Origin of the sequence: Streptomyces anatolicus, from assembly GCF_019400875.1 — a bacterium.
Lineage (GTDB): Bacteria > Actinomycetota > Actinomycetes > Streptomycetales > Streptomycetaceae > Streptomyces > Streptomyces anatolicus.
In genome coordinates, this window is the sequence record NZ_WMBF01000054.1 from 1 (window position 1) to 22202 (window position 22202).

The following is a 22202-nucleotide window of genomic DNA, read 5'->3' on the forward strand; positions in this document are numbered from 1 at the left end:
CTTCAGGGGTGAAGGGGGACTTCAAGGCGAAGGGCGTGCGGGGCTGAGGGGGCGTGCGGGATCAGGTGGCTTCGACGAGACGGCGCAGGTGCCTGCGGTCGGTCTTGCCGTTGGGGGTGAGCGGCAGCGCGTCGACGACCCTGCACACGGCGGGGACCTTGGCACTCTCCAGGCGCTCACCGAGCTGGCGCAGCACCCCGTCCGGGGCGAGCCGCGTGACGGCGAACAGCGTGAGGTCGATCCCGTCGTCGGGGGCGAGGACGGCTGCGGCCGCGACCCCGGGCACGTCCAGCGCGGCCGCCTCGATCTCCACGGCGCTCATCCGCACCCCGCGCCGCTTGAACAGGTCGTCGCGGCGGCCCTCGAAGTAGAGGTGCCCGTCGTCGTCCAGGTGGCCGTAGTCGCCGGTGTGCAGGGTGACTTCGCCGGTGGCGGGGTCGGTGCGGAAGCGCTGGGCGGTCTGTTCGGGGGCGCGCCAGTAGCCGGACATCACGTGCGGGCCGCGCACCGCGATCTGGCCGGTGCGGCCGGGGGGCAGCGCGGTGCCGTCGTCGGCCAGGATCAGGACCTCGGTGCCGGGCAGGGCGCGCCCCACCGAGCCGGGCCGCTCCAGGTCGCCGTCGGGTTCCAGGACGGTGATCCGCTTGCATTCGGTGGTGCCGTACATCGGGGCGACGGCGGCGCCCGGGAAGGCGGCCCGCAGACCCGCGATGAGCGGACCGGTCAGCGCGGCGCCCGTGTTGGTGAACAGGCGCACCGGCGGGGCCTCGCCGTCGTCGCGGCCCGCGAGCCGCAGCAGCATCTCGGCGAGCGAGGGCACCAGGGGCACGACGGTGACGCCGTACTCGCGCAGCGCGCCGTACAGCCACACGTGCTGGTCGGCCTCGGTGAGCACGGCCTCGGCGCCCGCGAGGACGGAGAGCAGGATCTGGTAGAGCCCGTAGTCGAAGGAGAGCGGCAGGGCGACCAGGACCTTGTCGGAGGCGCGGTAGCCGAGGCGGGCGTCGATCGCGCGGGTCGCGAAGACGGCCGGGGCGTGCGGGGAGACGACGGCCTTGGGGGCGGAGGTGCTGCCGGAGGTGTAGATGAGCAGGGCGAGGTCGTCGGGTGCGGGGGCGTGGGCCTCGTACGCGTACGCGGGGCCCTCTCCGCGCTCGGCCCGCTCGGCGCGCTCCTCGACCGTGCGCCACAGCGTGCCCAGTTCGTACGCGGGGCGTCCCGTCAGTTCGGCGAGGAGGTCGGCGTCCGCGCCCTGGCCGATGGCGAGGGCCGGGTCGCAGTCGGTGGCGACGGAGGCCAGGTGGAACCGCTTCATGGCGGGGTTGACGGGCACCAGCACGGCGCCGTGCAGAAGGGTGCCGAAGAGGACGGCGGTGAACTCGCGTACGTTGCCGACGCGGGCCAGCACCCGGTCACCGCGCCGCACGCCCCGCTCACCCAGCCATTCGGCGAACGCCCGCGCGCGGGCGTCCAGTTGGGCATACGTCCAGCGTCCGTGCCGGTCGCGCACCGCCGGTTCGCCCGGGTGGGCGGCGACGGCGGCGGCGAGGAGGCCGGGGATGGTCTGGGCGTCGCCTCCGCGCGCGTCAACCAGGACGTGCTGCTCGATCTGCGCGGCCGCATCTTCCGGCACGCGCAGGCGCTCAGCGTCGACTTCCACGAGCGGTACACCTCGGGGCGGCTGATCTCCCGCTCCACCACGGACGTGGAGTCGCTGCGCGAACTGCTCAGCGAGGGCCTCCAGGAACTGATCACCGTCCTGCTCTCCTTCGTCTACATCTCGGCCATGCTGCTCTGGCTCGATCTGGGTCTCGGCGCACTCGCGGTGGCGTCCTTCGTGCCGCTCTACCTCCTCGTACGGCTCTACCAGCGCCGCGCCGGTGCGATGTTCCGCAACCGCTCGACCGCGATCGCCGCCGTCATCGTGAAGTTCGCGGAGACGATGAACGGCATCCGGCCGGTGCGGGCCTTCCGCAGGGAGCGGGCGAACGACGCGGAGTTCGCCGCGCTCAACCGCCGGCACGAGCGGAGCAACGGCGACGCGATGCTGGAGATGGCCCGCTATGTGGTCGGCTCGCGGCTCATCGCCAACGTGGCCGTCGCCGCCATCGTGCTGTGGGGCGCGCACCGGGTCGCGGACGGCGGGCTCGCGCTCGGCGTCCTCGCCGCGTCGGTGCTGTATCTGCGGCGCCTCTACGACCCGATCGACCGGCTCGGCATGTTCCTCAACTCCTACCAGTCGGCGGCCGCTTCCCTGGAGAAGGTGGCGGGCCTGCTCGCCCAGACCCCGGCCGTGCCCGAACCGGAGGCGTCCGCCGCGCGTCCGCTGCCGGTCCTCGCCCGCGCCCACCCGGGCCGGGAGGTGCGGTTCGACGGGGTGCGGTTCGCCTACCGCACGGGCGGCGAGGTGCTGCCCCGCTTCGACCTGACACTGCCTGCCGGGCAGACCGTCGCCGTGGTCGGCTCGACCGGCGCGGGCAAGTCCACGCTGGCGAAGCTGCTCGCCCGCTTCTACGACCCGACGGAGGGCCGGGTCCTGCTCGACGGTGTCGATCTGCGGGAGCTGTCCGGCGCGGAGCTGCGGCGCGGGGTCGTGATGGTGACGCAGGAGGCGTTCCTGTTCTCCGGCACCGTCGCGGAGAACATCGCGATCGGCCGCCCCGACGCCACCCGCGAGGAGATCGAGCACGCCGCGAAGGCCATCGGCGCCCATGACTTCATCGCGTCGCTGCCGGACGGCTACGACACGGACGTACGCAAGCGGGGTGGCCGGATCTCGGCGGGCCAGCGCCAGTTGGTGGCCTTCGCCCGCGCCCTGCTCGCCGACCCGGCGGTACTGATCCTCGACGAGGCGACCAGCTCCCTGGACATCCCCGGCGAACGGGCCGTACAGCGCGCCATGCACACGGTTCTGCGCGGCCGCACGGCCGTGGTGATCGCCCACCGCCTCTCCACGGTGGAGATCGCGGACCGGGTCCTTGTCATGGAGCACGGACGCGTCGTGGAGGACGGCCCGCCCGCTCAACTCATCGCGGGCACAGGCGCGTTCGCGGACCTGCACCGCGCCTGGCGGGAGAGCGTGGTGAGCTGAGCGCCGGGCCGGGCCCGGGCGACGGTCACCGCCCTGAACCGGCCTGCGGGACCGGCCCCCGCCCCTTGGCGGCGGCTGATTCCGGCCGCTCGCCGGAAACCGCTTACCCCTTGCGGGCGCAGGCTCCTCTCCACTCCGGATAGCGAACTCCCGCCACCGGCCAACGGACTGATTCCAGCCAACTCTTGACGCGGTCCTGACAGAGACCCTGCTCCGGTGTCACTCTTCCCCTCGACCGCCGCACGGCTTTCAACAACGCGACGGTTTCTGTTCAGGCAATACCCGTTGTGCACCGCCCAGTTCTGCGTACCGCCCTGCTCTGCCCGGACGGCGATCCAGCCGTCCGGTAGCTCTGGCCGCGCACCCCCGCGGCCGCGCAGAAGGAGTCCGTGTTGAGAAACACCTCCCACAGACCCAGCCCCCACAGCCGTTCGGCCCGCACCCGCGCGACCGCCGTCGGCGCCCTCTCCGCAGTCGCCGCCCTGCTGGCCGTCGCCGTCCAGGCGGGCCCGGCCTCGGCCGAGGACCCGCGGCAGACCGTCGCCAAGGCCCCCGCCCAGAAGCTCGGCAAGGTCGACCCGGGCGCGCTCGCCGTCAAGCTCTCCCCCGCCCAGCGCGCCGCGCTCCTGCGTGACGCCAACGCCACCAAGGCGGAGACCGCCAAGGACCTCGGCCTCGGCGCCAAGGAGAAGCTCGTCGTCCGCGACGTCACCAAGGACCGCGACGGCACCGTCCACACCCGCTACGAGCGCACCTACGACGGCCTGCCCGTCCTCGGCGGCGACATGGTGGTCGACACCGCGAAGTCGGGGAAGACCGAGGGTGTCACCAAGGCCACGAAGGCGCGGCTCCAGGGCATCGACATGAGCGCCGAGATCAAGGCGTCGGCCGCGGAGAAGCAGGCGCTGAGCGCCGCGAAGGCCGAGGGGTCGAAGAAGACCGACGCGGACCGGGCGCCGCGCAAGGTCGTGTGGATGGCCAAGGGCAAGCCGGTCCTGGCCTACGAGACCGTGGTCGGCGGCCTCCAGCACGACGGGACGCCGAACGAGCTGCACGTCGTCACGGACGCCGCCACCGGCAAGAAGCTCTTCCAGTGGCAGGGCATCGAGAACGGCACGGGCAACACGCAGTACAGCGGTCAAGTGCCGCTTGGCACCGCGCAGTCGGGGTCGAACTACACCCTCACCGACACCGCACGCGGCAGCCACAAGACGTACAACCTCAACCGCGGCACCTCCGGCACCGGCACCCTCTTCTCGGGCGCCGACGACGTGTGGGGCAACGGCCTGCCCTCCAACCTGGAGACGGCCGGCGCCGACGCCCACTACGGCGCCGCGCTGACCTGGGACTACTACAAGAACGTGCACGGCCGCAGCGGCATCCGCGGTGACGGCGTCGGCGCGTACTCCCGGGTCCACTACGGCAACAACTACGTCAACGCCTTCTGGTCGGACGGCTGCTTCTGCATGACGTACGGCGACGGCGCGAACAACGCCAAGCCGCTGACCTCCATCGACGTGGCGGCCCACGAGATGACGCACGGCGTCACGGCCGCCACCGGCAACATGACGTACAGCGGCGAGTCCGGCGGCCTGAACGAGGCGACCTCCGACATCTTCGCGGCGGCCGTCGAGTTCAACGCCAACAACCCGCAGGACGTGGGCGACTACAACGTCGGCGAGAAGATCGACATCCGCGGCGACGGCACCCCGCTGCGCTACATGGACAAGCCCAGCAAGGACGGCTCGTCCAAGGACTCGTGGTACTCGGGCATCGGCAACATCGACGTGCACTACTCGTCGGGCGTGGCCAACCACTTCTACTACCTGCTGAGCGAGGGCAGTGGCAAGAAGGAGATCAACGGCGTCCAGTACGACTCGCCGACCTCCGACGGCCTGCCGGTGACCGGCATCGGCCGGGACAAGGCGTCGCTGATCTGGTTCAAGGCGCTCACCACGAAGTTCACCACCACGACCAACTACGCGGCGGCCCGCACCGGCACGCTCGCGGTCGCCGGTGAGCTGTACGGCACGACCAGCACCGAGTACAAGGCCGTGGCGCACGCCTGGGCCGCGGTGAACGTCGGCGCCCGCCCCGGCGGCGAGGAGCCCGGCGGCACCACCTTCGAGAACACCACGGACGTGTCCATCCCGGACAACGGCGCCGCGGTGACCTCCTCGGTCAACGTCACCGGCCGCACCGGCAACGCGCCGAGCGCCCTGAAGGTCGGCGTCGACATCGTCCACACCTGGCGCGGTGACCTCCAGGTCGACCTGGTGGCGCCCGACGGCACGGTCTATCCGCTGAAGCCCACGAGCAGCTCGGACTCCGCGGACAACGTCAAGGAGACCTACACGGTCAACGCCTCCTCCGAGGTGGCCAACGGCACCTGGAAGCTGAAGGTCCAGGACAAGGCCGCGCAGGACACCGGCTACATCAACAGCTGGAAGGTCACCTTCCCGTAGAGGGACCTTCCCCTAGAGGGACCCTTCCGTAGAGGGACCGTCCCGCGTCCGAACGGCGCCGCCCCGGGTGTTCAACTCCCCGGGGCGGCGCGCTTTTGCTGCCCGCGGCCGTTCGCCCGTCGTTCGCATTGCGTATGTTGACCATCGCTCAGCGGACCATTTCCGGCCAACATCTGGCCAAAGCCCTGACATGTACCTGGCCCGAATGACACTCTTCCCCCGCAAGTCCCCCACAGAAGGAGCTCGTGTGACCTCCCAGAAGTCCCGCATATCCGGTATATCCCGCAGACGTTCGACGCTCACCATCGCCACCGCCGTCGCCGCCGGCGCACTGCTCACCGCCGGTCTCACCACCGGCGCCTCCGCCAACGGCACGGACGAGACGCCGGCCCCGTCGGGCGCGCCCGCCGCGCTCTCGGCGTCGGACCGCGCGGGCCTCCTCCAGGACGCGAACGCCGAGAAGGCCGCGACCGCCGACGAGATCGGCCTCGGCGCCAAGGAGAAGCTCGTCGTCCGCGATGTCGTCAAGGACCGCGACGGCACCGTCCACACCCGCTACGAGCGCACCTACGACGGCCTGCCCGTCCTCGGCGGCGACCTCGTCGTGCACACCGCGAAGAGCGGCGAGCTGAAGGGTGTCACCAAGGCGACCGAGGCGTCCGTGAAGGTCGCCTCCACCGACGCCCGACTGCCCAAGGCCTCCGTCGCGAAGTCCGCCGAGTCGACCGCCGCGAAGGCGAAGACCGCGCAGGCCGACGCGCAGGCTCCGCGCAAGGTGATCTGGGCCGCCTCCGGCAAGCCCGTCCTGGCGTACGAGACGGTCGTCACCGGTGTGCAGAAGGACGGCACGCCCAGCAGGCTGCACGTCATCACGGACGCCGCGACCGGCAAGAAGCTGTACCAGTACCAGGCCATCGAGAACGGCACCGGCAACAGCCAGTACAGCGGCAAGGTCACCGTCGGCTCCAAGAAGACCGCGAGCGGCTACGAGCTGAACGACAAGGCCCGCGGCGGCCACCGCACGTACGACATGAAGCACGCGGAGAGCGGCTCGGGCAAGCTCTTCAAGGACGCCAACGACGTCTGGGGCAACGGCAAGCCCTCCAGCGTGCAGACCGCCGCCGTCGACGCCGCCTACGGCGCCCAGCTCACCTGGGACTACTACAAGGCCGTGCACGGCCGCAAGGGCATCAACGGCGACGGCAAGGGCGCGAGGTCGCGGGTCCACTTCGGCAACGGCTACGTCAACGCCTTCTGGGACGACAGCTGCTTCTGCATGACGTACGGCGACGGCGAGGGCAACAAGAAGCCCCTCACCTCGATCGACGTCGCGGCGCACGAGATGACGCACGGCGTCACCTCGGCGACCGGCAACATGGAGTACAGCGGCGAGTCCGGCGGCCTCAACGAGGCCACCTCGGACATCTTCGCCGCCGCCGTGGAGTTCAAGGCCAAGAACCCCAAGGACGTCGGCGACTACCTCGTCGGCGAGAAGATCGACATCAACGGCAACGGCACCCCGCTGCGGTACATGGACAAGCCCTCCAAGGACGGCGGCTCCCTGGACTACTGGAGCGCGAACGCCGGGAACGTCGATGTCCACTACTCGTCGGGCATCGCCAACCACTTCTTCTACCTGCTCTCCGAGGGCAGCGGCAAGAAGCGGATCAACGGCGTCAACTACAACTCGCCGACGTTCGACGGCACCAAGGTCGTCGGCATCGGGCGCGCCAAGGCCGAGAAGATCTGGTACAAGGCGCTGACGACGTACTTCACGTCGACCACCAACTACAAGGCGGCCCGCAAGGGCACGCTGAGCGCCGCGAAGGACCTGTACGGCGCCACCTCCGCCGAGTACAAGGGCGTGGCCGCGGCCTGGAAGGCCGTGAACGTCAAGTAACCGACGGTGTGACACGGGGGCGGCGTCCGAACCACGGGCGCCGCCCCTCGCGCGTTCACCTCATCAGCACCCCGGCCGCCTCACCGGTCGCCTCCGAGGGCACCGCGACAAGTCCCAGCTCGGCCCCGCTCGCCAGCAGCCGGTGCGCGGGAAGAATCCGCACCGTGAAGCCGAAGGACCCCGTCCGGTCCAGCGCGAGCGGCCCCTCGTACACATGACGCCCCTCCAGGTCGGGTCCGCTCGCCGGCTTCAGCGGCACCGGCGTGGCCCCGGTGAGGTGGTCCTCCGGGTCGACGCGCCCCGCGAGCGCCTGGACCTCGACGTCCTCCGGGGCCAGCTCCCCCAGGTGCACCCGCACCCGCAGGGCCAGCGTGGAGCCCAGTTCCGCGGTTGCGCCGGTCGCCGAGGCCTCGACGTGGTCGACGGCCACCCGGGGCCAGGCCGCGCGGACGCGGGTCTTCCAGGCGGCCAGTTCGACGGCGGCCGTGGCGTCGAGGGCACGGTGGGCGCGCGCGGCGGGGGCGTACAGCTGCTCGACGTACTCACGGACCATGCGGCCCGCGAGGACCTTCGGACCGAGCCTGGTCAGTGTCGTGCGGACCATCTCGATCCACCGGTCGGGCAGCCCGCCGCGGCCCCGCTCGTAGAAGCGGGGGGCGATGCGGCGCTCCAGGAGGTCGTAGAGGGCGGCGGCCTCCAGGTCGTCGCGGCGGTCGTCGTCGGTGGCGGCGCCGTCCGCCGTGGGGATGGCCCAGCCGAAGTCGGGCTCGAACCACTCGTCCCACCAGCCGTCGAGGACGGAGAGGTTGAGGCAGCCGTTGAGGGCCGCCTTCATGCCGGAGGTCCCGCACGCCTCCAGGGGCCTGAGCGGGTTGTTCAGCCACACGTCGCAGCCCGGGTAGAGCTTCTGCGCCATCGCCATGCCGTAGTCGGGCAGGAACACGATCCGGTGGCGCACGCGCGGGTCGTCGGTGAAGCGGACCAGTTCCTGGATGAGCCGCTTGCCGCCGTCGTCGGCCGGGTGCGCCTTGCCCGCGACGACGATCTGGAGGGGCCGCTCGGGGTGGGTGAGCAGTTCCATGAGCCGGTCCCGGTCGCGCAGCATGAGCGTAAGCCTCTTGTACGAGGGGACGCGGCGGGCGAAGCCGATGGTGAGGACGTCCGGGTCCAGGACCTCGTCGATCCAGCCCAGCTCGGCGGTGGCGGCGCCGCGCTGCCGCCAGGAGGCGTGCAGGCGCCGCCTGACCTCGTGGACCAGCTGCTCGCGCAGGGTGCGGCGCAGCTCCCAGATGTCGGAGTCGTGGATGTCGGCGACGGCGTCCCAGCGGTCGGAGCCGCCCACCGACAGGGCGTCCTCGGTGCGCCGCTCGCCGATCTGGCGGGCGCCGAGCGCGAGGACCTCGGGGGCGACCCAGGTCGGCGCGTGCACGCCGTTGGTGATGGAGGTGATCGGCACCTCCTCGGGGTCGAAGCCCGGCCACAGGCCCGCGAACATCCCTCGGCTCACCGAGCCGTGCAGGGTGCTCACCCCGTTGGCGCGGCTGCCGAGGCGCAGGCCCATCACCGCCATGTTGAAGAGGTTGGGCTCGCCGCCGGGGTAGGTCTCCATGCCCAGGCGCAGGATGTCGCCGACGTCGATGCGGGGCAGTTCGGCATCGGGCCCGAAGTGGTGGGCGACCAGCTCGCGGTCGAAGCGGTCGATGCCGGCGGGGACGGGCGTGTGGGTGGTGAAGACGGTTCCGGCGCGGACGGCTTCGAGGGCGGCGTCGAAGCCGAGGTCGGCGAGGGCCAGTTCGTGGATGCGTTCGAGTCCCAGGAAGCCCGCGTGCCCTTCGTTGGTGTGGAAAACCTCGGGTTCGGGGTGGCCGGTCAGCCGGCAGTACGCGCGTACGGCGCGGACCCCGCCGATGCCGAGCAGCATCTCCTGGAGGAGGCGGTGCTCGCTGCCGCCGCCGTAGAGCCGGTCGGTGACATCGCGCTCGCCGGGGTCGTTCTCCTCGACGTCGGAGTCGAGCAGGAGCAGCGGGACGCGGCCGACCTGCGCCTGCCAGACGTGGGCGAGCAGCGAGCGCCCGCCGGGCAGGGCGAGCGCGATCCGGGCGGGGGTGCCGTCGGCCTCGCGGAGCAGGGAGACCGGGAGTTCGTTCGGGTCGAGGACCGGATACTGCTCCTGCTGCCAGGCGTCGTGGGACAGTGACTGGCGGAAGTAGCCGTGGCGGTAGAGCAGCCCGACGCCGATGAGCGGCACGCCGAGGTCGCTCGCGGCCTTGAGATGGTCCCCGGCGAGGATGCCGAGGCCGCCGGAGTACTGGGGCAGGGCGGCGGTGATGCCGAACTCCGGGGAGAAGTAGGCGACGGCGCGCGGGAGTTGGCCGTCCGCCCCGCCCTGCTCCTGGTACCAGCGGTCTCCGGTGGCGTACTCCCGCAGCTCGGCCGCGGTCTCGGCGAGCCGTCGCAGGAAGTCCTCGTCGCGGGCGAGTGCGGCGAGCCGCGCGGACGGTACGCCGCCGAGCAGCCGCACCGGGTCGCAGCCGGACGCCTCCCACAGCGCGGGGTCGACCGACTTGAAGAGTTCGCGGGTGCGCGGGTGCCAGGACCAGCGCAGATTGCGGGCCAGCTCGGCGAGGTGACCGAGGGGGTCGGGAAGGACGGGACGTACGGTGAAACGACGGATTGCCTTCACGGTCTCCACCTTCGCGGGAATTCGCGGGGATGCACAGTGATACCCACTGCGTCCCGGTGATGCACCGGGACGCACGGGATGCGGTACATATCGGCCTACGCGACACGAAGGTAGCGGCGGCCCGCCTCCCCTCACCACGGCGCACAGGGCGCACGGCCGCCCGGCGGGCGGGCCCGTGCCGGGTCCGGCTCAGCCGAACCAGCTCTCCCGTTCCGCCCGCAACGGGTCGTCCACCAGGCGTGGCACGGCCTCCCAGAGCCGGGTCGCGCGGCGGCCCCGGGTGTAGCGCGGCCATGCGCCGCCCGGGTCGAGATCGCGTACGAAGGCGACGAGTGCGGCGTGCATCGCGTCGGCGAGGCGCTGGGGCGGGGCCTCGCCCGCGGCGGCCTTGACGCCCTCGGCGGACAGCAGGTCGAAGGCGAAGGGCAGGTCCAGGCAGTGGAAGGCGAGCCCCTGGCCGCTGCCGGGTGCGGGCGAGGGCCAGCGGAACTCGTAGAGCCAAGTGGGGTGTCCGCGTGCGGCGCGGGCCTCGGCCACCGCGAGGTTCGGCCTGCGGAAGACGAGGTCGGTCAGCTCCTGGCCGCCGGAGGAGTTGAATTCCTGGCGCGTGAAGCCGAGCAGCAGCGGCAGCTCCGCGCCCAGGTCCCCCTCGGTCAGCTCGGTGAGCACGGGGCGCGGGACGAGCTCGCCGTCGGCGAAGGGGGCGAGGACGCGGCGAGGGAGTTCCGCGCGGTCGGGGGCGGGCTCGCGCACGGCGTCCTGGAGGGCGAGGATCCGCTCGTCGGGGAGGTCGCGCAGGGCGGCGGCGGTGGCTGGCAGGCCCGTGCGGCGCGTGAACAGCTCGGCCACGGCGCGGCCCACCCACCGCTCCTGCGGCTCCATCAGCGAGGCGGACAGGGCGATCGCCCCACGGAAGAGGCCGTGCGCGGCGGGGGTCTCCAGCAGCGTCTGGACGGCGCCGCCGCCCGCCGACTGCCCCGCGACGGTGACCTTCGCGGGGTCGCCGCCGAACGCGGCGATGTTCTCCCGCACCCAGCGCAGGGCGGCGATCCAGTCGCGTACGCCTCGGTTGTCCGGGGCGTCGGCCAGGTGCAGGAAGCCCTCGATGCCGAGCCGGTAGCCGAGCGAGACGAGGACGACGCCGTCGCGGCTGAAGGACGCCCCGTCGTACCAGGGGCTCGCGGCGGACCCGGCGACGTAGGAGCCGCCGTGGATCCAGACCAGGACGGGGAGCGCCGCCGGGGCGCCTGGTGCGGGGGTGAAGACGTTGAGGTTGAGGATGCCGGCGCCGGGGACCGAGGGTTCGGGGATGGTGGCGCCCGCGCCGATCCCGCGCCGCTGCGCGGTCGGCCCGTAGGCGACCGCGTCCAGCGGCCGCTCCCAGGGTTCGGGCGCGACGGGCGGCGCGAAGCGGAGGTCGCCGACGGGGGGCGCGGCGTAGGGGATGCCGAGGAAGCGGGCGCCGTACGCGTGGGGTTCGCCGCGGACGGGGCCGTGGGTGGTGGCGACGATCGGGTGGCCTGGCATGGGGTGTACGGCACAACAGATTCGGCCGCTTCCGCAAGGGGCCCGGCGGCGAGGGCGGGCGGAAACCCGCCACACCCGTGGTCGCTTCCTCCAACTGGCGCCCGCGCCCGCTCTGTTCGCCGGAGGCGGCGTGCGCGCCCGCACAGGGCCCACAGGCGGGCTGAGGCCGGCTCAGGCCTGCTCAGGCCGACGTTCAACGGCGATAACCCGCAGGGCATATGCACCCGGCCCATAACGAACAGTACGTTTTCGGACCGGTTCCGTCCTCCACGGCGAGGCCGGTCTTGCACGTGCCGTTACGCACTAGTAGTTAACAAAGCGCCGGATTGCCCACCCGGGGGGTGTGGGAAGGCTCCTGCGGTACGCACTCCGGCCCGACGCGGCCGGCACGCACCGCGGAACGTCTCCCCACCCCCGTATCCGTGCACGCGGACAGGAGCGGTCAGACATGCCTCTTGGCTCGACCCCGCAACCGACCATCCCCGTTCTGGACGTCCGCCCGGCCGTCCACTGCGGCCGAAAACCGGCGAAGGCCGTGCCGGGCGAAACGTTCCAGGTGACCGCCACGGTCTTCCGCGAAGGCCATGAGGCGGTCGCCGCCAATGTCGTCCTGCGCGACCCCGAGGGGCGCCCCGGCCCCTGGACCCCGATGCGGGAGCTGGCGCCCGGCACCGACCGGTGGGGCGCGGACGTCACACCGGACGCCGAGGGGCGCTGGACGTACGCCGTGGAGGCGTGGGGCGATCCGGTCTCGACCTGGCGGCACCACGCGCGGATCAAGATACCGGCGGGCCTCGACACGGACCTGGTCCTGGAGGAGGGCGCCCGCCTCCACGAACGCGCCGCCGCCGGGATCCCCCCGGCCGAGCGGGCCGCCGTGCTCGGCGCGGCCGAGGCGCTGCGCGACACGGACCGCGCCCCGGCCGCCCGCCTCGCGGCGGCCCTCACGCCCGAGGTGGAGGCTGCGCTGGCCCGCCACCCGCTGCGGGAACTGGTCACGTCCTCACCGGAGTTCCCGCTCGTCGTGGAGCGGCGGCGGGCTCTGTTCGGCTCCTGGTACGAGTTCTTCCCGCGCTCGGAGGGCGCTGTCGTGCGGGAGGGCGCCCCGCCGGTGTCGGGGACGTTCCGCACGGCGGCCGAGCGGCTGCCCGCGGTCGCCGAGATGGGCTTCGACGTGGTGTACCTGCCGCCGATCCACCCCATCGGCACCACATTCCGCAAGGGGCCGAACAACTCCCTCTCCCCCGGCCCGTACGACGTGGGCGTGCCCTGGGCGATCGGTTCGCCCGAGGGCGGCCATGACGCGGTCCATCCGGATCTCGGGACCCTCGCCGACTTCGACGCCTTCGTCGGGCGGGCCGGGGAGTTGGGGCTCGAGGTGGCGCTGGACTTCGCGTTGCAGTGCTCGCCGGATCATCCGTGGGTGGAGAAGCATCCGGAGTGGTTCCGGCACCGGGCCGACGGTTCCATCGCGTACGCGGAGAATCCGCCGAAGAAGTACCAGGACATCTATCCGCTCGCCTTCGACCGGGACTTGCCGGGGCTGGTCGAGGAGACGGTGCGGCTGCTGCGGTTCTGGATGGGGCACGGGGTGCGGATCTTCCGCGTCGACAATCCGCATACGAAGCCGGTCGTGTTCTGGGAGGAGGTGATCGCCCGGATCAACGGCACCGACCCGGACGTCATCTTCCTCGCCGAGGCCTTCACCCGCCCCGCGATGCTGCACACCCTCGCGGCCATCGGCTTCCAGCAGTCGTACACGTACTTCACCTGGCGCAACGACAAGGCCGAACTCACCGACTACCTCACCGAGTTGTCGCAGGAGACCGCGCACTTCCTGCGCCCGAACTTCTTCGTGAACACCCCGGACATCCTGCACGCCTACCTCCAGGACGGCGGCCGCCCCGCCTTCGAGACGCGGGCCGTGCTCGCCGCGACGCTCTCGCCGACCTGGGGTGTCTACAGCGGCTTCGAGCTGTGCGAGAACACCCCTGTGCGGCCCGGCAGCGAGGAGTACCTGGACTCGGAGAAGTACCAACTGCGGCCACGCGACTGGGAGTCGGCGGCGCGCTCCGGCGCCACGATCGCCCCGCTCATCACCGAGCTGAACCGCGTGCGGCGGGCCAACCCCGCCCTCCAGCAGCTGCGGGACCTGCACTTCCACCCCACCGACAAGGAAGCGGTGATCGCCTACTCGAAGACCGCCACGGACGCACACGGTTCGAACACGGTTCTGGTGGTGGCCAACCTCGACCCCCACCACACCCAGGAGGCCACGGTCTCGTTGAACATGCCGCAACTCGGCCTCGAATGGCACGAGACCGTGCCGGTGCGCGACGAGCTCACCGGCGAGACCTATCACTGGGGCAGGGCCAATTATGTGCGCCTCGAGCCGGGCCGCGCGCCCGCGCACATTCTCCGGGTCCTGCGACCGTCCTCACCGTTGATCGGAGGGTCACCCACATCATGATCGTCAATGAGCCCGTCCAGGACACCTTCGAGGACACGCCCACCAAGGACCGGCATCCCGACTGGTTCAAACGTGCCGTGTTCTACGAAGTACTCGTGCGCTCCTTCCAGGACAGCAACGGCGACGGCGTCGGCGACCTGAAAGGCATCACCGCCAAACTCGACTACCTCCAATGGCTCGGCGTGGACTGCCTGTGGCTGCCCCCCTTCTTCAAATCCCCCCTGCGTGACGGCGGCTACGACGTCTCCGACTACACCGCCGTCCTGCCCGAATTCGGCGACCTCGCCGACTTCGTGGAATTCGTCGACTCCGCCCACCAGCGCGGCATGCGCGTCATCATCGACTTCGTCATGAACCACACCAGCGACCAGCACCCGTGGTTCCAGGCCTCCCGCACCGACCCGGACGGCCCCTACGGCGACTACTACGTCTGGGCGGATGACGACAAGGCCTACGCCGACGCCCGCATCATCTTCGTCGACACCGAAGCCTCCAACTGGACCTTCGACCCCGTCCGCAAGCAGTACTACTGGCACCGCTTCTTCTCCCACCAGCCCGACCTCAACTATGAGAACCCGGCGGTCCAGGAAGAGATCATCGCCGCCCTCCGCTTCTGGCTCGACCTGGGCATCGACGGATACCGTCTGGACGCCGTGCCCTACCTCTACGCCGAAGAGGGCACCAACTGCGAGAACCTCCCCCGCACCCACCACCTCCTCAAACGCGTACGCGCCGAAATCGACGCCCACTACCCCGACACCGTTCTGCTCGCCGAGGCCAACCAATGGCCCGAGGACGTCGTCGACTACTTCGGCTCCTTCGAGAACGGCGGCGACGAATGCCATATGGCGTTCCACTTCCCCGTCATGCCCCGCATCTTCATGGCCGTACGCCGTGAATCCCGCTACCCCGTCTCCGAAATCCTCGCCAAGACCCCCGCCATCCCCAAGAACTGCCAATGGGGCATCTTCCTGCGCAACCACGACGAACTCACCCTGGAGATGGTCACCGACGAAGAACGCGACTACATGTACGCCGAATACGCCAAAGACCCCCGCATGCGCGCCAACATCGGAATCCGCCGCCGCCTCGCCCCCCTCCTGGACAACGACCGCAACCAGATCGAACTGTTCACCGCACTCCTGCTCTCCCTGCCCGGATCCCCGATCCTCTACTACGGCGACGAGATCGGCATGGGCGACAACATCTGGCTCGGCGACCGCGACGCGGTGCGCACCCCCATGCAGTGGACACCCGACCGCAACGCGGGCTTCTCCTCCTGCGACCCAGGCCGCCTCTCCCTGCCCACGATCATGGATCCCGTCTACGGCTACCAGGTCACCAACGTCGAAGCCTCCATGTCCTCCGCCTCCTCCCTCCTGCACTGGACCCGCAGGATGATCGAGATCCGCAAACAGAACCCCGCCTTCGGCCTCGGCACCTACACCGAACTCCCCTCCTCCAACCCCGCCGTCCTCGCCTTCCTCCGCGAGTACGAGAACGACCTGGCACTGTGCGTGCACAATTTCTCCCGCTTCGCCCAGCCCACCGAACTGGATCTACAAGCCTTCGACGGACGCCACCCGGTGGAGCTGATCGGCGGGGTGCGGTTCCCGGCCATCGGCGAGCTGCCCTACCTCCTCACCCTGGCGGGCCACGGCTTCTACTGGTTCCGCCTCACCCAACAGCCACGACGTCCGGCCGCACGCACCGTGCGCTTTTGAAGGGACGTGTCGCATGCTGAAGACCGCATCGCAGTCGCCCGGCAGCCTCAGCCCGCCGCGGCTGCTGACCTCGTTGGCCGGGATACTTCGCGCATGGCTGCCCGAGCAGCGCTGGTTCGCGGGCAAGGGCAGGCCCGTCACGGACCTCGCCGTCCTGTCCATGACCGAGCTGCACCCGGGATGTCTGCACCTGCTGATCCGCACCGGACCCGCCGGACCACCCGAAGACTGCTACCAACTCATCCTCGGCGTCCGCGAACACCTGCCGCCCCGCCTCCACCACGCGGTCGTCGGCCGCCCCGACGCGGGCCCGCTCGCCGGACTCACCGTCTACGACGCCCTCCTCGACCCCTGGTCGGCGGGGCTGCTCCTGGAACGCCTGCGGGTCCCCGGCGTGATGGGCCCCCTGCGCTTCGAACGGGACGCGCGCACCGCCGTACCCGAAGGGCTGCCGCCCCGCCTCCTCGACGGGGAGCAGTCCAACACCTCCCTGGTGTACGGGGACGCGTTCATCCTGAAGCTGTTCCGCCGCATCCAGTACGGCATCAACCCGGACCTGGAGGTCCCCTGGGCGCTGGCCCGCGGGGGCTGCGCCCGGGTGCCCGCCCCCGTGGCCTGGTTCTGGACCACCGAGCCGCACACGGCGACCCTCGGCGTGCTCCAGCCGTTCCTGCCCGAGGCGACGGACGGCTGGACCCTGGCGCTGCGCTCGCTCTCCACCGGCGAGGACTTCACCGACGAGTCCTACGAACTGGGGCGCGCCACCGCCGAGGTGCACCTCGCGCTCGCCCAGGCCTTCGGCTCCGAGCCCGCCGACCCCTACGGCGGCAGCCCGCTCGCCGCCGCCATGACCGGACGCCTGGAGACCGCGGCCCGCCAGATGGCGGCGCTCGTCCCCTACGTATCCCGTCTGAAGACCGCCTACGGCGCCGTCGCGGGCCACGGCCCCGGCCGCGAGGCCCAGCGCGTCCACGGCGACCTGCACCTCGGCCAGGTGCTCAAGGCCAGGCACGAGTGGTTCATCATCGACTTCGAGGGTGAGCCCGCACGCCCGCTCGACGAACGCCGACGCGCCCAGGCGCCCATACGCGACATCGCGGGCATGCTCCGCTCCTTCGACTACGCCGCCCACAGCCGCCGCCCGTGGCACCCCCAGTGGGTGGAGCGGTGCCGTGAGGCCTACTGCGCGGGGTATGCCGCGGAGTCGACCTGGGACCCGCGTACGGAGGCCGAGCTGCTGCGGGCCTACGAGACGGACCGGGCGGTGTACGAGGCGCTCTACGAGGCCAGGCACCGCCCCGACTGGCTGCCCGTCCCCATGGCGGCGATCGCCCGCCTCGCAGAGGAGAGCTGACCCCATGAAAGCGACAGCCACCACCGAGACGCAGGGTTCCTCCCGCGCCGCGGACGCGGCCCTCCCGGCCGCCCCGCTCGACGCCCAGGACCGGCAGCGCCTCCTGTCGGGCACGCACCACGACCCGCACGCGTTGCTCGGCGCGCACCCGGTGCCCGGCGGCACCGCCTTCAGGGTGCTGCGCCCCCACGCCCGGACGGTCACGCTCGTCACCGGCGAACGGACGGTGGCGCTGACCGCCATGGGCGACGGCCTGTTCTCCGGCGTGCTGCCCCTCACCGCGATCCCCGATTACCGGCTGCGTGTGACGTACGACGGTCAGACCTCCGCGATCGAGTACGAGGACCCCTACCGCTTCCTGCCCGCACTCGGCGAACTCGACCTGCACCTGATCGGTGAGGGCCGGCACGAGGAGCTGTGGAAGGCGCTGGGCGCGCACCCGATGACCCACCAGGGAGTCTCCGGCACCCGTTTCACGGTGTGGGCGCCGAACGCGCGAGGAGTGAGGGTTTGCGGGGACTTCTGCCACTGGGACGGGACCGCCTCCGCCTACCCGATGCGCTCGCTCGGCTCGACCGGCGTATGGGAGCTCTTCGTCCCCGGCATGGACGAAGGGACGCTTTACAAGTTCGACATCACCCGCGCCGACGGCACCCGCGCCCTGCGCGCGGACCCGATGGCACGGCGCGCCGAGGTGCCCCCCGCCACCGCCTCCGTCGTCACGCGGTCGACGTACGCGTGGGGAGACGAGGCGTGGATGGCACACCGCGCCGACCGGCCCGTCTGCCAGGCACCCTTCTCGGTGTACGAGGTCCATCTCGCCTCCTGGCGCCCAGGACTGACCTACCGTCAGCTGGCCGATGAACTCACCGCCTACGTCACCGAAGCGGGCTTCACCCACGTCGAGCTGATGCCGGTGGCCGAGCACCCCTTCAGCGGCTCCTGGGGCTACCAGGTCACCGGCTTCTACGCCCCGACGTCCCGCATGGGCACCCCCGACGACTTCCGCCACCTGGTCGACACACTGCACCAGGCGGGCATCGGCGTGATCCTGGACTGGGTGCCCGCCCACTTCCCCAAGGACGACTGGGCGCTCGCGGCCTTCGACGGGGAGCACCTGTACGAACCGCAGGACCCGCGGCGCGCCGAACACCCCGACTGGGGCACCCTCACCTTCGACTACGGCCGCAAGGAAGTACGCAACTTCCTTGTCGCCAACGCGAGTTACTGGTGCGAGGAGTTCCACGTCGACGGGCTCCGGGTGGACGCCGTGGCCTCGATGCTCTACCTCGACTACTCACGCGACGAGGGGCAGTGGGCGCCCAACGAGTCGGGCGGCCGCGAGAACCTGGACGCGGTCACGTTCCTCCAGGAGATGAACGCCACCGTCTACCGGCGCTCTCCCGGAGTGGTCACCATCGCCGAGGAGTCCACGGCGTGGGACGGCGTCACACGCGCCACGCACGAGAACGGGCGGGACGGTTTCGGCGGCCTCGGCTTCGGCCTGAAGTGGAACATGGGCTGGTCGCACGATTCGCTGGAGTACATCAGCCGCGACCCGGTGTACCGCGAGTACCACCACAACGAGATGACGTTCTCGATGGTGTACGCGTACAGCGAGAACTACGTCCTGCCCCTCTCGCACGACGAAGTGGTGCACGGAAAGCAGTCGTTGGTCTCCAAGATGCCCGGCGACTGGTGGCAGCGGCGCGCCAACCACCGCGCCTACCTGGGCTTCATGTGGGCCCATCCCGGCAAGCAACTCCTCTTCATGGGACAGGAGTTCGCCCAGGGCGCCGAATGGTCGGCGGAGGGCGGCCTGGACTGGGGGCTGCTCGACCCCTCGTATCCGGCGCGGCCCGACCACCACGGCGTACTGCGCCTGGTGCGGGACCTCAACCACCAGTACCGCGCGACTCCCGCCCTGTGGGAGCGGGACAGCGAGCCGGCCGGATTCTCGTGGATCGTGACGGACGCGGCCCAGGACAACGTCCTGGCGTTCCTGCGCCATGCCGCGGACGGGACCCCGCTTCTCGCGGTCTGCAACTTCGCGCCGGTGGTCCGCGAGGACTACCCGCTCGGCGTCCCCGAGGAGCCGCACGCCTGGCGGGAGGTCCTCAACACCGACGCGGCCCGCTACGGCGGCGGGGACGTCCGCAACCCGGACCCGCTGAAGCCCGAGCCCGAGGGCGTCCACGGCCGCCCGGCCCGCCTGCGCGTCACGCTGCCGCCGCTGGCCACGGTGTGGCTGCGCCCGGAGTGACTGGAGTGACGGCAGGCGGGGTGGCGGCAGGCGCGGGCCGGTGCCGGTCCGCGCGCGTCAGCGGATGGTGACGTGGACGACGTTCGAGACGGCGCCGCCGCCGACCACGCGGAGCTTGTTGAGGCCCTTGAGGCCGAGCTTCACCCGCAGGTTGTACGTGTGGTTGCGGAGGGTGTTCATGCGGGCCGGCAGGGAGACCCACCTCTTGCCCTGGAGCTGCTGCAGCGTCACGCCGGTGCCCGCGGGCAGGCGCGTGGAGTTTCCGTGGACGCGGAACTGGTTCCACGCCTTGATGGACTTCACCGTCGCCTTCGCGGTCAGCGTGGGCCGCGGCGCCGTCTGGTGCGCCGCCCCCTTGCCGGTGTCGTCGGAGGCGGTGTCGAGCGCGTGCGCCACCGTGAGGGGGGCGGCGCACAGCATCAGACCGGCGCTGAAAGTGACGGCTCGCGTCAGGGCAGGGTTCATGCGATCTCCAGGAGAGGCAGTGAGGAGGGGACCGCAGTAATTTAAGACAATTCATCCCAATTTATGGGTAATGACATGCCTCGGTGCGCGTCGGTGTACGCCTGGCCCGATCCCGCGCTGACGCGTGCTCGCCCGAAGGGGTCATACGCCCCTGTCCCGGGAGTCCGCGGGATCCTCGCCCTCAGCGGGGATGATGTGCACCGCCGCCTCCTCGGCGGAGGCCGCCCCGCCGTCGACCCCCATGTCCTCGCCGACCATGTCCTGCTCGGCGACGTCCTCCGGGTCCTCGATGGCGCCCTCGTCCGGGGCGAACAGGCGTCCGGCGCGGGCGTCTCCCACCTGGGTCTCATCGATCGGTTCGCCGTCGGTGTCGGTCGTGTCGCCGATGCCGTCGTCGTCCTCGGCGGGGTCGGGGACCGCGAGCGCGGGGTCGGGCAGCTCCTCGGAGAGGCGTTCGTCCAGGCTCTCGCCCGCTTGCTGCTCCTCGGCGGTGGTCCCGGTGTGGTTCACCCCGAGAGGGCGCTCCGGAGGCGACCAGCCCTCGTCGTAGGGGTCCGACGCGCGGTCGTTGAGCGTGTCCTCGGGGTCGAGGATGCCCTCGTCCTCGCGGACCTCTGCCGTGTCGGGCTGGTAGACCTCGTCGCCCATGACGTCATCGTTGTCCATGGTGTTCGTACTCCTTCATGCGCGGCGTGGTGCCGATGTCATCTCGTGTATCCACCCTGATCCAGAACACACGTTCAGGCATGTGGGGAGGCCGTCCGGCGCGGCGCGGAGGCGTGCCGGGCTCACCGGGTGCCGGACGGGCGCCATTCGAGCAGCAGCAGCGTCGCGTCGTCGCGCAGCTGGTTGTCCTGCCGGTCGAGGATGGAGTGGATGAGCTGGCGCAGCGCCTCCGGGGCCGACTCGCCCGCGGCCGTCGCCCGGATGATGCTGTCGGTGAACCGCTCCAGACCGAACTCGGCGCCGCCCCCGGTCCGCAGCTCCGTGACGCCGTCGGTGTACATGAGGACGCGGTCGCCCGGCTGGAGCGCTTCCTCGTGCACCTGCCACGTGACGCCGGCGAGCAGCGCGGGCGTCCCCAGGGGAGGCTGGGCGGGCCGTTCGAGCGCCCGGTCGAGCACGCGGTGGTCCCGGATCAGCAGGGGCGGCGGATGGCCGCAGTTGCACCACCGCAGGACCCCGCCCGCCAGATCGAGTTCGGCGAGGATCCCCGTGCAGAACTGCTCGGGCAGCCACCGGGCGAGCGCCTCCTGGACGGTGTCGACCAGCTCGGTCAGCTCGGCCTCCGCCCGGCGGGCGTTGCGGCACCCGGCCATGGCCACGGCGGTCGTCAGCCCCGACATGAGGTTGTGGCCCATCGCGTCGAGGATCGTCAGATACAGGGTGGAACGCGTCAGGGAGTGGTCGAAGACGTCGCCGCCGATGTCGTAGGCCGGTTCGAGGACGGCGGTCGAGATGACGTCGGAGTTGCCGATCGTGCGGGGCGGCAGAAAGGCCCGGAGCATCTCGGCGGGCAGCTGCATGGTCTCGGAGCGCGTCCGGCGCGCGAAGGTGTCGCTCGCGGTGCGCTTCGAGGTGATCACCATGGCCAGGATGGAGGCGAGCGTGCGGCAGCGCCGCAGCAGCACTCCGTCGATGACCGACGCCGTGGCGCCGATGACGCCCAGCCGCTCGACTCCGTCGATGAGCGGCAGCCAGGTGGTGATCCGGCCGTGGGCCAGCTCCTCGACGCGCAGGGTGTGCGCCCGATAGGCCGACCCGGCCACGGAGGTGTCCACCCCGAGCGCCGGCGGCCCCTCGGCCAGCGGCACCAGCTGCCGCTGCTGCAGATCCACCAGATATACGTCGATCCGGTCGAGCCCCGCGGCGTCGGCGAAGCGCTGCACCAGGGCGGGCAGCTCCATCGGGGTCGCCGCATGCGCCGAGGCGAGCAGCTGTTCGAGTAGCTGCTCCCCGGGACCGGGGACCCTCGGTTCGCTCGACATCTGTGATCACCGCCTCACAGGCAGTTTCACACCGGGGCCCGGATCCTGCCCGAGTTCCGGGCCTTCGGGACCGGCCGGGAGGTGCCCTTGGTCCCGCGGGCGAGTGAGGAAGGTCCCGGTATGCGCCCTTCCGTTTGCGGAACCACACGACGGACGGCCGGAACGGGCTGAGGAGAAGGCTGAGGAGAAGACTGTGCCAAGGGACATCGGTGTGAGCAACGGAAGCGGGCGCAGGGCGGGGGGAGCCGAGGAGGAGCAGCCGGGGCCTGCCC

At 71.2% G+C, this 22202-nt stretch carries 12 protein-coding genes and 1 pseudogene; 7 read left to right on the forward strand and 6 right to left on the reverse strand.

Translation table 11 applies throughout. The features are described 5' to 3' along the window. Positions 1–61: 61 nt before the first annotated feature. The gene (locus GKQ77_RS08240; RefSeq protein ID WP_308117589.1) at positions 62–1561 is read right to left on the reverse strand and encodes a class I adenylate-forming enzyme family protein; all 1500 of its coding nucleotides are present in this window, start codon (positions 1559–1561) and stop codon (positions 62–64) included. Between the two features lie 12 nt (positions 1562–1573). On the opposite strand from GKQ77_RS08240, the pseudogene GKQ77_RS08245 reads away from it, so the two are divergent. The 3 genes and pseudogenes from GKQ77_RS08245 to GKQ77_RS08255 form a co-directional block, all read left to right on the forward strand. Continuing rightward, positions 1574–3091 (forward strand): annotated as a pseudogene (locus GKQ77_RS08245) (ABC transporter ATP-binding protein); the annotation flags it as partial. A gap of 389 nt (positions 3092–3480) precedes the next feature. Beyond that, on the forward strand, positions 3481–5556 hold the full coding sequence (locus GKQ77_RS08250; RefSeq protein WP_219688049.1) for a M4 family metallopeptidase: 2076 nt from the start codon (positions 3481–3483) through the stop codon (positions 5554–5556). Between the two features lie 205 nt (positions 5557–5761). Next, positions 5762–7456: a M4 family metallopeptidase gene (locus GKQ77_RS08255; RefSeq protein WP_219688050.1), complete on the forward strand. Its 1695-nt coding sequence runs from the start codon at positions 5762–5764 to the stop codon at positions 7454–7456. Between the two features lie 55 nt (positions 7457–7511). Here GKQ77_RS08255 and glgP read toward each other — a convergent pair whose 3' ends face one another. Both glgP and GKQ77_RS08265 read right to left on the reverse strand, forming a co-directional pair. Beyond that, positions 7512–10139 carry an alpha-glucan family phosphorylase gene (gene glgP / locus GKQ77_RS08260; RefSeq protein ID WP_219688051.1) on the reverse strand — a complete coding sequence of 876 codons (2628 nt, stop codon included), beginning with the start codon at positions 10137–10139 and terminating at the stop codon, positions 7512–7514. 189 nt (positions 10140–10328) lie between these two features. Continuing rightward, entirely contained in the window at positions 10329–11666 is a 1338-nt protein-coding gene (locus tag GKQ77_RS08265; protein WP_219688052.1) for a carboxylesterase/lipase family protein, read from the reverse strand. A gap of 448 nt (positions 11667–12114) precedes the next feature. Between GKQ77_RS08265 and GKQ77_RS08270 the strand changes: the two genes are divergently transcribed. From GKQ77_RS08270 to glgB, 4 genes are read left to right on the forward strand one after another with little or no spacing between them, the layout of a single operon-like run. Then, positions 12115–14136, forward strand: a complete 2022-nt coding sequence (locus GKQ77_RS08270) for an alpha-1,4-glucan--maltose-1-phosphate maltosyltransferase (protein WP_219688053.1) — start codon at positions 12115–12117, stop codon at positions 14134–14136. Next, on the forward strand, positions 14133–15860 hold the full coding sequence (gene treS, locus GKQ77_RS08275) for a maltose alpha-D-glucosyltransferase (RefSeq protein WP_219688054.1): 1728 nt from the start codon (positions 14133–14135) through the stop codon (positions 15858–15860). Before GKQ77_RS08270 ends, treS begins: the two co-directional genes overlap by 4 nt. Before the next feature lie 13 nt (positions 15861–15873). After that, complete coding sequence (locus GKQ77_RS33225; RefSeq protein ID WP_258021019.1) at positions 15874–17214, forward strand: maltokinase N-terminal cap-like domain-containing protein; 1341 nt, start codon at positions 15874–15876, stop codon at positions 17212–17214. A gap of 4 nt (positions 17215–17218) precedes the next feature. After that, positions 17219–19477 (forward strand): 1,4-alpha-glucan branching enzyme, encoded by a 2259-nt coding sequence (glgB, locus tag GKQ77_RS08280; protein ID WP_258021020.1) that lies wholly within the window; start codon positions 17219–17221, stop codon positions 19475–19477. Positions 19478–19534: 57 nt separating this feature from the next. Here the strand turns inward: glgB and GKQ77_RS08285 are convergent, their stop codons facing one another. From GKQ77_RS08285 to GKQ77_RS08295, 3 genes are all read right to left on the reverse strand, one after another. Continuing rightward, a complete protein-coding gene (locus GKQ77_RS08285; protein WP_219688056.1) occupies positions 19535–19942 on the reverse strand; it encodes a hypothetical protein in 408 nt (135 codons plus the stop codon). Positions 19943–20083: 141 nt separating this feature from the next. Next, positions 20084–20608: a DUF5709 domain-containing protein gene (locus tag GKQ77_RS08290; protein WP_219688057.1), complete on the reverse strand. Its 525-nt coding sequence runs from the start codon at positions 20606–20608 to the stop codon at positions 20084–20086. Between the two features lie 122 nt (positions 20609–20730). Continuing rightward, a complete protein-coding gene (locus GKQ77_RS08295) occupies positions 20731–21930 on the reverse strand; it encodes a PP2C family protein-serine/threonine phosphatase (RefSeq protein ID WP_219688058.1) in 1200 nt (399 codons plus the stop codon). Positions 21931–22202: the final 272 nt, after the last annotated feature.